The sequence below is a fragment of the Enterobacter sp. PL_is379 genome (assembly GCF_055817355.1).
On the sequence record NZ_JBVPGT010000033.1, the window covers coordinates 565203 to 578260 of the forward strand.

Here is a 13058-nt window from a genome sequence, read left to right on the forward strand (position 1 = left end):
TTATCCGGCCTACGGTTGTTTTGTAGCCCCGGTAAGCGTAGCGCCACCGGGGAAAGTTTACACGATTAACCGATGGTCATCAGGCTGGCGTTACCGCCTGCCGCCGCGGTATTGACGCTGAGAGAGCGTTCTACATACAGGCGTTCCAGCAGCAGGTTGGTTTCCCCACGGGCGAAGCCCTGTACCGAAACAATCGGCCCGCTGCGGGCCGCCACCTGCTCGCAGAGCTCGCGCAGCTGGTCGGAATCACCGTGATAAATCACGGCATCAAACGGCTGCGTCAGCAGCGCATCGGCTTTCGCGAAGTGAATGCGGGCCGAGACCGCTTTCGGCAGCTGTTTGGTGAGATCGCGATGCAGCGCATCGTCCGGCCACAGCACTTCACACCCGGTTGCCATCGCGGCAGCCAGCTGCACCAGCGCGTCCTGCTCGTTATCGGCCACGCACAGTACGCGCTCGCGCGGCATCAGCGTCCAGGTGTTGCGCTCGCCGGTCGGCCCCGGCAGCAGACGCTGCGTACCGGCCTGTGCCAGCTCGCCGTACTGCTGCGCCACGGCACGCAGTTCAGGACGTTTCTCCGCCCAGGCGATCAGGGCCTCCAGCGGCTGCGTCAGCACGGTTTTCAGCTGTGCATCCACCGGATACTCCGCATCCTGACGTGCCAGGGTGACGCCCAGCGCGTTCTCCGGACGGTTCGCCAGCAGACGGTACAGGTAGAGTGGACCGCCCGCTTTCGGACCGGTGCCGGAAAGGCCTTCACCGCCGAACGGCTGCACGCCCACGACCGCGCCAACCATGTTGCGGTTAACGTACAGGTTGCCCACTTTGGCGCTGCCGGTCACCTGAGCAATGGTCTCGTCGATACGGGTATGAACGCCGAGCGTCAGGCCATAGCCGGAGGCGTTGATCTGCTCAACCAGCTCGTTGAGGTTGTTACGGTTGTAGCGCACCACGTGCAGTACCGGACCGAAGACCTCTTTTTTCAGCTCGTCGAAGCTCGCCAGCTCGATAAGCGTAGGCGGCACAAAGGTGCCGGTACGCCACTCGCGGGTATCTTCGCTGTTTTCACGCACCGCCTGGAACACCGGACGGCCTTTCGCGCGCATGGTCTGAATGTGGTTTTCGATGTTGGCTTTGGCTTCCGCGTCGATCACCGGCCCGATGTCGGTGGTGAGACGGCCCGGGTTGCCCATGCGGCATTCGGCCATCGCGCCGCGCAGCATCTTCAGCGTGTGGTCCGCTACGTCGTCCTGCAGGCACAGCACGCGCAGGGCGGAGCAGCGCTGACCTGCGCTGTCGAAGGCGGAGGCCAGCACGTCGACCACTACCTGCTCGGTGAGCGCGGAGGAGTCAACGATCATGGCGTTCATGCCGCCGGTTTCCGCGATGAGCGGAGTAGGACGACCCTGCGCATCCAGACGGGTGGCAATGTTGCGCTGCAGCAGCGAGGCCACTTCGGTCGAACCGGTAAACATCACGCCGCGCACGCGGTTATCAGAGGTCAGTTTGGCGCCCACGGTTTCACCGCGGCCCGGCAGCAGCTGGACCACGCCCGCCGGCACGCCGGCTTCGAGAAGAATGTTGATGCCCTGCGCAGCAATCAGCGGGGTCTGCTCTGCCGGTTTTGCCAGCACGCTGTTGCCTGCGGCAAGCGCGGCGGCAATCTGGCCGGTGAAGATCGCCAGCGGGAAGTTCCACGGGCTGATACAGACGACCGGGCCGAGCGGACGGTGGGTTTCGTTGTCGAAATCATCGCGCACCTGACCGGCGTAGTAGTGCAGGAAGTCGACCGCCTCGCGCACTTCGGCGATAGCGTTGCTGAAGGTTTTACCCGCTTCGCGCACCAGAATACCAATGAGCGACTGCATCTGATCTTCCATCAGCACCGCCGCGCGCTCCAGAATGGCGGCACGCTCCTGTGGCGGCGTGGCGAACCAGATAGGGGCGTTGTTCACCGCGCTGTCAAGCGCCTGATCCACTTCCGCTTCGGTGGCTTCACGCACGTAGCCGACGATATCTTTTGGCTCTGCCGGGTTGATAACAGGCTGCATGTCGCCGTCAGCAGCGGGCTGCTCCAGCATCGGTTTGGCCTGCCACTTCTGCAATGCGCTGTTGAGCAGGGCAGAGGAGAGGGATGCCAGACGGTGTTCGTTGGCGAGATCCAGGCCCGCCGAGTTAACGCGACCTTTGCCGTACAGCTCGCGCGGCAGGGCAATCTTCGGATGCGGCAGGCCAATCTGGCCTTCCTGGGCCGCCATCTTCTCTACGGCCTGCACCGGGTCGGCCACCAGCTCGTCCAGCGGCAGGGTGGTATCAGCGATGCGGTTAACGAAGGAGGTGTTCGCGCCGTTTTCCAGCAGGCGACGCACCAGGTATGCCAGCAGGGTTTCGTGAGTACCCACCGGAGCATAGATACGGCACGGGCGGTTCAGCTTGCCGTCCGCCACTTTACCGGTCACCTGCTCATACAGCGGTTCACCCATGCCGTGCAGGCACTGGAATTCGTACTGGCCCGGGTAGTAGTTCTGCCCGGCCAGGCTGTAGATTGCCGCCAGGGTGTGGGCGTTGTGGGTGGCGAACTGCGGATAGATCAGGTTCGGCACGCCGAGCAGCTTTTTCGCGCAGGCGAGGTAAGAGACGTCGGTATAGACCTTGCGGGTATAGACCGGATAGCCTTCCAGCCCTTCCATCTGGGCGCGTTTGATTTCGCTGTCCCAGTAGGCCCCTTTCACCAGACGGATCATCAGGCGACGGCGGCTGCGGCTGGCCAGGTCAATCAGGTAATCAATGACGAACGGGCAGCGCTTCTGGTAGGCCTGGATAACGAAGCCGATGCCGTTCCAGCCCGCCAGCTCCGGCTCGAAGCACAGTTTTTCCAGCAGGTCGAGGGAGATCTCCAGACGGTCGGCCTCTTCGGCGTCGATGTTGATGCCGATGTCATACTGGCGCGCCAGCAGGGTCAGGGACTTCAGGCGCGGGTAGAGCTCTTCCATCACCCGGTCGTACTGCGCGCGGCTGTAGCGCGGGTGCAGGGCGGAAAGCTTAATCGAGATGCCCGGGCCTTCATAAATACCGCGACCGTTGGACGCTTTACCGATGGCGTGGATCGCCTGCTGGTAAGAGACCATATAGGCCTGCGCGTCGGCGGCGGTCAGGGCCGCTTCGCCGAGCATGTCGTACGAGTAGCGGAAACCTTTATCTTCCAGCTTGCGGGCGTTCGCCAGCGCTTCGGCAATGGTTTCCCCGGTGACGAACTGCTCGCCCATCAGGCGCATTGCCATGTCCACGCCTTTGCGGATCAGCGGCTCGCCGCTCTTGCCGATGATGCGGTTCAGGGAGCGTGACAGGTTGGCTTCGTTATGGGTCGAGACCAGCTTGCCGGTAAACAGCAGGCCCCAGGTCGCCGCGTTAACGAACAGCGACGGGCTGCGGCCAATGTGGGAATGCCAGTTACCGTTGCTGATCTTGTCGCGGATCAGCGCGTCGCGGGTGGCTTTATCCGGAATACGCAGCAGCGCTTCCGCCAGGCACATCAGCGCCACGCCTTCCTGTGAGGAGAGGGAAAATTCCTGCAGCAGACCCTGAACCATCCCGGCGCGGCCGGTGGCGGTCTTCTGGTTACGCAGTTTGTCAGCCAGCTGGTACGCCAGGCTGTGCGCCTGGGCGGCAACGGCTTCCGGCAGGCGAGCCTGCTCCAGCAGCATCGGCACGGCGTCGGTTTCGGCGCGTCGGTACGCGCCGGTGATGGCGGCACGGCTGACGGACTGCGGCAGGATCTGCTCGGCAAATTCAAGGAACGGCTGATGGCTCTCGTCGCCCGCGGCTGGCGCTTCCTCGCTTTCGTTCGCTGCACCGGCCAGCAGGGCAGGCAGCTCCGGTAGCCCCTCGTCGCTCTCGAGTCTTTCGAGGTAGTTAAAAATCGCCTGCTTAATTAACCAGTGCGGCGTGCGGTCAATGCGGGTTGCTGCGGTCTTAATCCGTTCGCGGGTTGCGTCATCCAGCTTAACCCCCATGGTGGTCATACCCATGCCAAAGCTCCTGTTGTGCTTTCATCGTGTTTGGTCGTTAGCGTGAAATATCCACCATGTTGCAACTTTGTGCAACCGTGTTAAATGTGACCTGGTTTGCAACCCGGAAAATGAATGGATTGTTAACGAATGGTTAGCTGGAAAAACGTGCTGCCTTTGTCCCGGGAAGCCTGTTTTTATGCGGGAGTTAACACTTTTAAAAGGTGCAACCCGTAAAAGCGTGAGCGAGTGCAACCTATAGGAAACTAGTATCAAGCCGGGGATGAAATTGATGTAAATGCAGTGTTAAATCGTTTGTCAGCGGAGGGCGCATACGGCAGGATAGCGCGCCTCACCGAAACACAAGATACCGTCACCACGTTCCGGTGATCATATAACAAGGCAACCCGGACGGTTGTCGCTCGACACTTTTGGAGAATTTGAATGGCTATTAGCACACCGATGCTGGTGACATTTCTCGTTTATATATTTGGCATGATCCTGATAGGGTTTTTGGCGTGGCGTTCAACGAAAAACTTTGACGACTACATTCTGGGCGGACGCAGTTTAGGCCCGATGGTGACCGCGCTTTCTGCGGGCGCTTCCGACATGAGCGGCTGGCTGCTGATGGGTCTGCCGGGCGCGATTTTCATCTCCGGTATCTCTGAAAGCTGGATCGCCATCGGTCTGACCGTCGGCGCGTGGATCAACTGGAAGCTGGTGGCAGGCCGTCTGCGCGTGCACACCGAGGCCAACAACAACGCCCTGACGCTGCCGGACTATTTCACCGGACGCTTTGAAGATAACAGCCGCGTGCTGCGTATTATCTCGGCGGTGGTGATCCTGGTGTTCTTCACCATCTACTGTGCCTCCGGCATCGTGGCCGGTGCGCGCCTGTTCGAAAGCACCTTCGGCATGAGCTACGAAACCGCCCTGTGGGCCGGTGCGGCGGCGACCATCCTCTATACCTTCGTGGGCGGCTTCCTGGCCGTCAGCTGGACCGACACCGTGCAGGCGAGCCTGATGATCTTCGCGCTGATCCTGACCCCGGTGATTGTGATTTTCACCGTTGGCGGCTTTGGCGATTCGCTGGAAGTGATCAAGCAGAAGAGCATCGAAAACGTCGACATGCTGAAAGGGCTCAACTTCGTCGCTATCGTCTCCCTGATGGGCTGGGGTCTGGGCTACTTCGGTCAGCCGCACATCCTGGCGCGCTTTATGGCGGCGGATTCTCACCACACCATCGTTCATGCGCGCCGCATCAGTATGACGTGGATGATTCTGTGTCTGGCGGGCGCGTGTGCGGTCGGCTTCTTCGGTATTGCCTACTTCAGCAATAACCCGGCGCAGGCGGGCGCGGTAAACCAGAACGCCGAGCGCGTGTTTATCGAGCTGGCGCAGATTCTGTTTAACCCGTGGATTGCCGGTATTCTGCTCTCCGCGATCCTGGCGGCGGTGATGTCCACCCTGAGCTGCCAGCTGCTGGTCTGCTCCAGTGCGATCACCGAAGACCTCTACAAAGCCTTCCTGCGTAAAAACGCGAGCCAGAAAGAGCTGGTGTGGGTAGGGCGCTTTATGGTGCTGGTGGTGGCGCTGATTGCCATCGCGCTGGCGGCCAACCCGGAAAACCGCGTGCTGGGTCTCGTGAGCTACGCATGGGCGGGCTTTGGTGCGGCGTTTGGTCCGGTAGTCCTGTTCTCCGTCATGTGGTCCCGTATGACCCGTAACGGCGCGCTGGCGGGGATGATTATCGGTGCGGTGACCGTTATCGTCTGGAAACAGTTCGCCTGGCTGGGCCTGTACGAAATCATCCCGGGCTTCATCTTCGGCAGCATCGGTATCGTGGTCTTCAGCCTGCTGGGTAAAGCACCGTCTGCCTCCATGCAGAAACGCTTTGCGGAAGCAGACGCGCACTACCACTCCGCACCGCCGTCTAAGCTGCAGCCGGAATAATTTTCCCTTCACCCTAACCCTCTCCCCAAAGGGGAGAGGGAATAAACCTCTCTTGCTAAATTCTGCAATTTACGTTGATATCGCTGTGCTTATAACAATGAGGATAGCGAAGCATGACAATCAAAACAGGGTTAATGGCGGCAGCATTATTGATGCTGGCGGGCTGTAACGCGCCATCGCAACATGCGGCGGTAGAAACCTGCAAAGCGGATAACCAGATGCAGCAAACCACGCTCTATTTCGGCTTAAACCGTCCTGCCGGGGCGCAGATCACCAGCAGCGAATGGCAGCAGTTTGTTGACCAGGACGTGACGCCGCGTTTCCGCGATGGCTTAACGGTATTTGATGCCCGCGGACAGTGGCTGGGGAACGACGGAAAAGTGGCGCGTGAACCGAGCAAGGCGTTGATGCTGATCCACGGAAAAGATGCGCAGAGCGAGAAGAACATCGAAGCGTTGCGCGGGATTTATAAATCACGCTTCGCGCAGGAGTCAGTGATGCGTGTCGACCAGCCGGTGTGCGTGCAGTTTTAATGAAAACGGCGGGATAACCCGCCGTTGTTTTATCGTAGGCCCGCGCAAGCGAAGCGCCACCCGGCACAAAACTTACAGCACCAACCCCGCAAAGCTCGCTGACAGCAGGCTCACCAGGGTCGCGCCGTACACCAGACGCAGACCAAACCGCGATACCACGTTACCCTGCTGCTCGTTCAGGCCCTTAATCGCCCCGGCCACGATGCCGATGGAGGCGAAGTTCGCGAACGACACCAGGAAGACGGATAAAATGCCCAGCCCGCGCGGGGACATCTGGTGCGCTATTTTTTGCAGCTCAATCATCGCCACAAATTCATTCGCCACCAGCTTGGTTGCCATAATGCTGCCCGCGTTTAAGGCATCGCTCAGAGGAATCCCTACCAGCCATGCCAGGGGATAAAATACATAGCCGAGGATTTGCTGGAAGCTCATGCCAAATACGCTGGAGAAGAGGGCGTTAACGGCACTAATAAGCGCGATAAAACCAATCAGCATCGCCAGAATAATCATCGCCACTTTAAAACCGGCCAGAATATACTCGCCAAGCATCTCGAAGAAGCTCTGCGATTCATGCAGTTTTTCCAGTTTGATATCCGGCTCCGCTTCCGGGCGCGTCGGGTTGATGACCGTGAGAATAATAAAGGTGCTGAACATGTTCAGAATCAGCGCCGCGACGACAAATTTAGCGTCGAGCATGGTCATATACGCCCCGACAATCGACAGGGAGACCGTCGACATCGCCGTGGCTGCCATGGTGAAGAGTCGACGAGAGGAGAGATCGCCCAGCACGCCTTTGTAGGCAATGAAGTTTTCCGACTGGCCGAGGATCAGCGAACTCACCGCGTTAAAGGATTCCAGCTTGCCCATACCGTTCAGTTTTGACAGCAGCGTACCGATTACCCGAATAAAAATCGGCAGGATCCGCCAGTGCTGAAGAATACCAATCAGCGCGGAAATGAAAATAATCGGGCAAAGTACGCCGAGGAAAATGAACGCCAGCCCTTTTTCTCCCATGCCGCCAAAGACGAAATTGGTGCCTTCACCGGCAAATTTGAGCAGCGACTCAAAAAATCCTGAGACGTATTTAATCAGGAATAACCCGCTTTCGGCGTGAAGGAAAAAGAACGCCAGGGCAATTTCTATGACAATCAGCTGTAAAACAAAACGAATGCGAATTTTTCGGCGGTCGAAACTCACCAGCCAGGCAAGCGCGAGAATAATGACCAGCGCCAGCAGGAAATGGACAATTTTAAACATAATTTAATTTCACCAGGTGTTTGAGGCGGTTATTTAGCCACAGCCCTGAATCAGCGTAAATGGGCATTTTCGTTATAACTTATAAACTTAACGATAACGCCTGAAACTATTATCAGGCTGGGCGTTTACAACTCGTTATCAAAACACCGCACATTTCGCTTGTGTTTCTTTCTGCCGTAATGATAATCACTATCACAAGAATTTACCTTTCTTTGCATCAGTTGACCGCGATAAACATTTAAGGTGTCGGCATGTTTGTTCCATTTCTCATTATGTTACGTGAAGGGCTCGAAGCCGCCCTTATCGTGAGCCTCATCGCCAGTTATCTGAAGCGAACCCAGCGCGGGCGCTGGATTGGCGTCATGTGGGTCGGGGTCTTCCTTGCCGCGGCGCTCTGCCTGGGCTTAGGTGTCCTCATCAACGAAACCACCGGCGAGTTTCCGCAGAAAGAGCAGGAGCTGTTTGAGGGTATCGTCGCCGTGATTGCGGTGGTGATCCTCACCTGGATGGTGTTCTGGATGCGTAAGGTCTCCCGTAACGTGAAGGTGCAGCTGGAGCAGGCGGTGGATAACGCGCTGCAAAAGGGCAATAACCACGGCTGGGCGCTCATTATGATGGTCTTTTTCGCCGTCGCGCGCGAAGGGCTGGAGTCTGTTTTCTTCCTGCTGGCGGCGTTTCAGCAGGATGTGGGGATCTGGCCGCCGCTGGGGGCCATGCTGGGCCTCGCCACGGCCGTGGTGCTCGGTTTCCTGCTGTACTGGGGCGGTATCCGCCTGAACCTGGGCGCCTTCTTCAAGTGGACCAGCCTGTTTATTCTGCTGGTGGCCGCGGGTCTGGCGGCAGGGGCGATTCGCGCCTTCCATGAAGCGGGCCTGTGGAACCACTTCCAGGACGTGGCGTTCGACCTCAGCAACGTCCTTTCCACGCACTCTCTGACCGGCACCCTGCTCGAAGGTATCTTCGGCTATCAGGAAACGCCGAGCGTCAGCGAAGTGGCGATGTACTTTATTTATCTGGTTCCGGCGCTGGTGCTGTTCGCTATGCCGCCGCGTACCGGCACGCAGGCGTCGCGCGTTGCGCCGTAATAGTTGATTTAGTTACAACATACTTTTAAAGGGAAGAGTCATGGCAATTCAGTTCCGTCGTAGTGCGTTATGCGCAGGCATTGCCGCGCTGTTCGCTTCTGCATTCTCCGCCTGGGGCGCGGATGTTCCACAGGTAAAGGTCACCGTCAACGATAAGCAGTGCGAGCCGATGACCCTCACGGTGAACAGCGGTAAAACCCAGTTCATTATTCAGAACCACAGCCAGAAGGCGCTGGAGTGGGAGATCCTGAAAGGGGTTCTGGTGGTGGAAGAGCGCGAAAATATCGCCCCTGGCTTCAGCCAGAAGATGACCGCCAACCTGCAGCCGGGCGAGTATGAAATGACCTGCGGTCTGCTGACCAACCCTAAAGGGAAGCTTATCGTCAAAGGTGAAGCGACGGCCGATGCGGCGAAAGGCGCTGCGGTGCTGAGCCTGGGCGATGCGATTACCGCGTATAAAGCCTACGTCACCAAAGAGACGGCGGACCTGGCGACGGCAACCAAAGCCTTTACCGATGCGGTGAAGGCCGGGGATATCGAAAAAGCGAAATCCCTCTATGCGCCAACCCGTCAGCACTACGAGCGCATCGAGCCGATCGCCGAGCTGTTCTCTGACCTTGATGGCAGCATTGACGCCCGCGAAGATGATTTCGAGCAGAAAGCCGCCGATCCGAAATTCACCGGTTTCCACCGTCTGGAGAAAGCCCTGTTTGGCGATAATTCTGCCAAAGGGATGGAGAAGTATGCCGACCAGCTGAACAGCGACGTGCTGGAGCTGCAAAAGCGCATCAGCGAGCTGGCCTTCCCGCCGTCAAAAGTGGTGGGCGGTGCGGCCGGACTGATTGAAGAAGTGGCCGCCAGCAAAATCAGCGGCGAAGAAGATCGCTACAGCCATACCGATCTGTGGGACTTCCAGGCCAACGTCGACGGCGCGCAGAAAATTGTTAACCTGCTGCGCCCTCAGCTGCAGAAAGAGAACGGCGAGCTGCTGGCCAAAGTGGATGCCAACTTCAAAAAGGTCGACACCATTCTGGCGAAGTACCGCACCAAAGACGGGTTTGAGACCTACGACAAGCTGACCGATGCCGACCGCAACGCGCTGAAAGGTCCGATCACCGCCCTGGCGGAAGATCTCTCCCTGCTGCGTGGCGTACTGGGTCTGGACTAAGCACGATGAATAAGCATAGCGAGAACGACGTGGTTGAGCCTTCACGTCGTCGATTGTTAAAAGGAGTAGGGGCGCTGGGGGGCGCGCTTGCTCTGGCCGGTGGCTGTCCGGTGGCGCATGCGGCGAAACCGCAAAGCGCGCCCGGCACGCTGTCACCCAATGCTCGCATGGAGACGCAGCCGTTTTATGGCGAGCATCAGTCGGGTATCCTGACGCCGCAGCAGGCGTCTATGATGCTGGTGGCCTTTGATTCGCTGGCCAGCGATAAAGCCGATCTGGAACGCCTGTTCCGCCTGCTGACGACGCGCATCGCGTTTCTTACCGCCGGTGGACCGGCGCCCGATACGCCGAACCCGCGTCTGCCGCCAATGGACTCCGGCATTCTGGGGCCGTTTATCGCCCCGGATAACCTGACCATTACCGTTTCGCTCGGTGAATCGCTGTTTGACGCGCGCTATGGGCTGGCAAAACAGAAGCCGAAGGCGCTGCAAAAAATGACGCGTTTCCCAAATGACTCCCTCGACGCGGCGCTGTGCCACGGCGACCTGCTCCTGCAAATTTGTGCTAATACCCAGGACACGGTGATCCACGCCCTGCGCGACATCATCAAGCACACGCCGGATCTGCTGAGCGTGCGCTGGAAGCGGGAAGGGTTTATCTCGGACCACGCCGCCCGCAGCAAAGGAAAAGAGACACCGGTGAACCTGCTGGGCTTTAAGGACGGTACGGCCAACCCGGACAGCCACGACGGTGCGCTCATGAAGGAGGTGGTGTGGGTCACTGCCGATCAGGGCGAACCGGCATGGGCGGTGGGCGGCAGCTATCAGGCGGTGCGGATTATTCAGTTCCACGTGGAGTTCTGGGACCGCACGCCGCTGAAAGAGCAGCAGACGATCTTTGGTCGGGATAAGCAAAGCGGGGCACCGCTCGGTATGAAGAACGAGCATGATGTGCCTGACTACGCCCGCGATCCCAATGGCGATGTAATTGCGCTCGACAGCCATATTCGCCTTGCCAATCCGCGAACCAAAGAGACGCAGTCGAGCCTGATGATGCGTCGGGGCTACAGCTACTCGCTCGGCGTGACCAACTCCGGTCAGCTTGATATGGGGCTGCTGTTTGTCTGCTATCAGCACGATCTGGAAAAGGGCTTTCTCACCGTGCAGAAGCGGCTCAACGGTGAAGCGCTGGAAGAGTACATTAAACCTATCGGCGGCGGCTATTTCTTTGCCCTGCCAGGCGCGCGCGACAGTAACGCGTACCTCGCTCAAGGGCTGATCGAAGCCTGATAATCGTCCCTGCGATAGTTCGCGGGGACATTATTTTTTCATATGACTATCTTGTTGTTATATTTCTGTAATATTTCTATATAAGACTGAATCCACTGCAGGTGCAGTCTTAAAAGTTGCATTCAGGTAAAATAAATGTTGCATTTGTGATAACTCCTGATGTACTTAAGATAAGACAGCGGTAGTTCCCGGCAGTGATGCTGAATCACTATGGAGATCGCGAATGGTTGCGTCCTGTACTGGACAAGGTAAACATAACAACCGCAGCACCCGGCGCGGAGGCTCAGACTCCGGCAGCGATTTCCTCACCACTAAATTCTCCCCCCTTCCTCAAGAATCTGATTCGACCGACGTGCAGAACGGTGCGCGTAGCTGTTCCGTATCGTCATCCGATAAAGCAAGCAATGGCTTACAAGGAAGCCAACCCTCTGATGTTCGTGCGCATAATCGTGCCGAAGCTGGCGCGTGTGATGAATACCAACAACTCAAGGTGCTATCCATGGGAAGACAAAAAGCAGTGATCAAAGCTCGTCGCGAAGCAAAACGTGTGCTGAGACGGGATTCACGTAGCCATAAACAGCGTGAAGAAGAATCGGTCACCTCGCTTGTGCAGATGAGTGGCGTAGAAGCAATTGGCATGGCCCGAGACAGCCGTGATAATTCTCCAATTGTGGCGCGCAATGAAGCTCAGGCGCACTACCTGAATGCTATCGAGAGTAAACAGCTCATCTTTGCAACCGGTGAAGCCGGATGCGGGAAAACCTGGATTAGTGCAGCCAAAGCGGCGGAAGCGCTGATCCATAAGGACGTGGAAAGAATCATTGTTACCCGTCCGGTACTGCAGGCTGATGAGGATCTCGGCTTCTTGCCCGGAGATATGTCGGAGAAGTTTGCCCCGTACTTCAGGCCCGTCTATGACGTGCTGGTGAAGCGGCTGGGCGCATCCTTCATGCAGTACTGCCTGCGACCAGAGATTGGCAAGGTGGAAATCGCGCCGTTCGCCTATATGCGCGGACGTACATTTGAAAATGCGGTCGTCATTCTTGACGAGGCTCAGAACGTGACCGCTGCGCAAATGAAGATGTTCTTAACGCGCCTCGGGGAGAACGTGACGGTTATCGTTAACGGCGATATTACCCAGTGTGACCTGCCATCCGGCGTGAAATCCGGGCTGAGCGACGCCATGTCACGTTTTGAGGAAGATGAGATGATTGGGGTGGTACGCTTCACCAAAGAGGACTGCGTGCGTTCGGCGCTCTGCCAACGCACGCTGCAAGCGTATTATTGAGTTTGCTGTTGTGTTCAAGGCCCGGGAAACCGGGCTTTGTTTTTTGTGCATTTTATCCCCTCTCCCTTGGGGAGAGGGCTAGGGTGAGGGGCTCAGGCCGCATCGAGCTGCATATAGCACCGGGGGGGATTCTCATCCCCCCGCAGGCATGCAACATGCGAAAAAAAAGCCCGCATTTTCATGCGAGCTCTTCTTCAAATATGGCGGTGAGGGGGGGATTGACTCGCTTCGCTCGCCCTGCGGGCAGACTGTTCGCTACGCTCTCAGTCTGTCCAACTGGCTGTCGCCAGTTGTCGAACCCCGGTCGGGGATTCTCATCCCCCCGCAGGCGTGCAACATGCGAAAAAAAAGCCCGCATTTTCATGCGAGCTCTTCTTCAAATATGGCGGTGAGGGGGGGATTCGAACCCCCGATACGTTGCCGTATACACACTTTCCAGGCGTGCTCCTTCAGCCACTCGGACACCTCACCATATTGT

Annotated in this window: 8 protein-coding genes, 1 tRNA gene and 1 other RNA gene; 6 read left to right on the forward strand and 4 right to left on the reverse strand. The window is 57.9% G+C overall.

Features of this window, described 5'->3' with window-relative positions; genetic code table 11:
• Window positions 1–65: 65 nt before the first annotated feature.
• A complete protein-coding gene (putA, locus tag AC0TOY_RS24030; RefSeq protein WP_473722680.1) occupies window positions 66–4028 on the reverse strand; it encodes a trifunctional transcriptional regulator/proline dehydrogenase/L-glutamate gamma-semialdehyde dehydrogenase in 3963 nt (1320 codons plus the stop codon).
• Between the two features lie 423 nt (window positions 4029–4451).
• On the opposite strand from putA, the gene putP reads away from it, so the two are divergent.
• Together putP and AC0TOY_RS24040 are read left to right on the forward strand one after the other, a co-directional pair.
• A complete protein-coding gene (putP, locus tag AC0TOY_RS24035) occupies window positions 4452–5960 on the forward strand; it encodes a sodium/proline symporter PutP (RefSeq protein ID WP_473722681.1) in 1509 nt (502 codons plus the stop codon).
• Window positions 5961–6073: 113 nt separating this feature from the next.
• The gene (locus AC0TOY_RS24040; RefSeq protein WP_157188913.1) at window positions 6074–6493 is read left to right on the forward strand and encodes a DUF3574 domain-containing protein; all 420 of its coding nucleotides are present in this window, start codon (window positions 6074–6076) and stop codon (window positions 6491–6493) included.
• A gap of 72 nt (window positions 6494–6565) precedes the next feature.
• Here the strand turns inward: AC0TOY_RS24040 and AC0TOY_RS24045 are convergent, their stop codons facing one another.
• The gene (locus AC0TOY_RS24045) at window positions 6566–7750 is read right to left on the reverse strand and encodes a NupC/NupG family nucleoside CNT transporter (RefSeq protein ID WP_024908972.1); all 1185 of its coding nucleotides are present in this window, start codon (window positions 7748–7750) and stop codon (window positions 6566–6568) included.
• Between the two features lie 251 nt (window positions 7751–8001).
• Here AC0TOY_RS24045 and efeU point away from each other — a divergent pair, with 251 nt between their 5' ends.
• The 4 genes from efeU (at window position 8002) to phoH (ending at window position 12580) form a co-directional block, all read left to right on the forward strand.
• On the forward strand, window positions 8002–8835 hold the full coding sequence (gene efeU, locus AC0TOY_RS24050; protein WP_473722682.1) for an iron uptake transporter permease EfeU: 834 nt from the start codon (window positions 8002–8004) through the stop codon (window positions 8833–8835).
• Between the two features lie 40 nt (window positions 8836–8875).
• The gene (efeO, locus tag AC0TOY_RS24055; protein WP_024908974.1) at window positions 8876–10003 is read left to right on the forward strand and encodes an iron uptake system protein EfeO; all 1128 of its coding nucleotides are present in this window, start codon (window positions 8876–8878) and stop codon (window positions 10001–10003) included.
• Window positions 10004–10008: 5 nt separating this feature from the next.
• Window positions 10009–11292, forward strand: a complete 1284-nt coding sequence (efeB, locus tag AC0TOY_RS24060) for an iron uptake transporter deferrochelatase/peroxidase subunit (RefSeq protein ID WP_090417395.1) — start codon at window positions 10009–10011, stop codon at window positions 11290–11292.
• Between the two features lie 499 nt (window positions 11293–11791).
• A complete protein-coding gene (gene phoH, locus AC0TOY_RS24065; protein ID WP_473722683.1) occupies window positions 11792–12580 on the forward strand; it encodes a phosphate starvation-inducible protein PhoH in 789 nt (262 codons plus the stop codon).
• Between the two features lie 201 nt (window positions 12581–12781).
• Here the strand turns inward: phoH and AC0TOY_RS24070 are convergent.
• Together AC0TOY_RS24070 and AC0TOY_RS24075 are read right to left on the reverse strand one after the other, a co-directional pair.
• A non-coding RNA gene (locus AC0TOY_RS24070) (RtT sRNA) lies at window positions 12782–12919 on the reverse strand.
• 44 nt (window positions 12920–12963) lie between these two features.
• Window positions 12964–13051, reverse strand: a tRNA-Ser gene (locus tag AC0TOY_RS24075).
• Between the last annotated feature and the right edge of the window lie 7 nt (window positions 13052–13058).

Coding starts and splice junctions, on each gene's coding strand:
- AC0TOY_RS24040 (WP_157188913.1), top strand. CDS start 6,074: ATGACAATCAAAACAGGGTTAATGGCGGCAGCATTATTGATGCTGGCG.
- putP (WP_473722681.1), top strand. CDS start 4,452: ATGGCTATTAGCACACCGATGCTGGTGACATTTCTCGTTTATATATTT.
- putA (WP_473722680.1), bottom strand. CDS start 4,028: ATGGGTATGACCACCATGGGGGTTAAGCTGGATGACGCAACCCGCGAA.
- efeB (WP_090417395.1), top strand. CDS start 10,009: ATGAATAAGCATAGCGAGAACGACGTGGTTGAGCCTTCACGTCGTCGA.
- efeO (WP_024908974.1), top strand. CDS start 8,876: ATGGCAATTCAGTTCCGTCGTAGTGCGTTATGCGCAGGCATTGCCGCG.
- phoH (WP_473722683.1), top strand. CDS start 11,792: ATGGGAAGACAAAAAGCAGTGATCAAAGCTCGTCGCGAAGCAAAACGT.
- efeU (WP_473722682.1), top strand. CDS start 8,002: ATGTTTGTTCCATTTCTCATTATGTTACGTGAAGGGCTCGAAGCCGCC.
- AC0TOY_RS24045 (WP_024908972.1), bottom strand. CDS start 7,750: ATGTTTAAAATTGTCCATTTCCTGCTGGCGCTGGTCATTATTCTCGCG.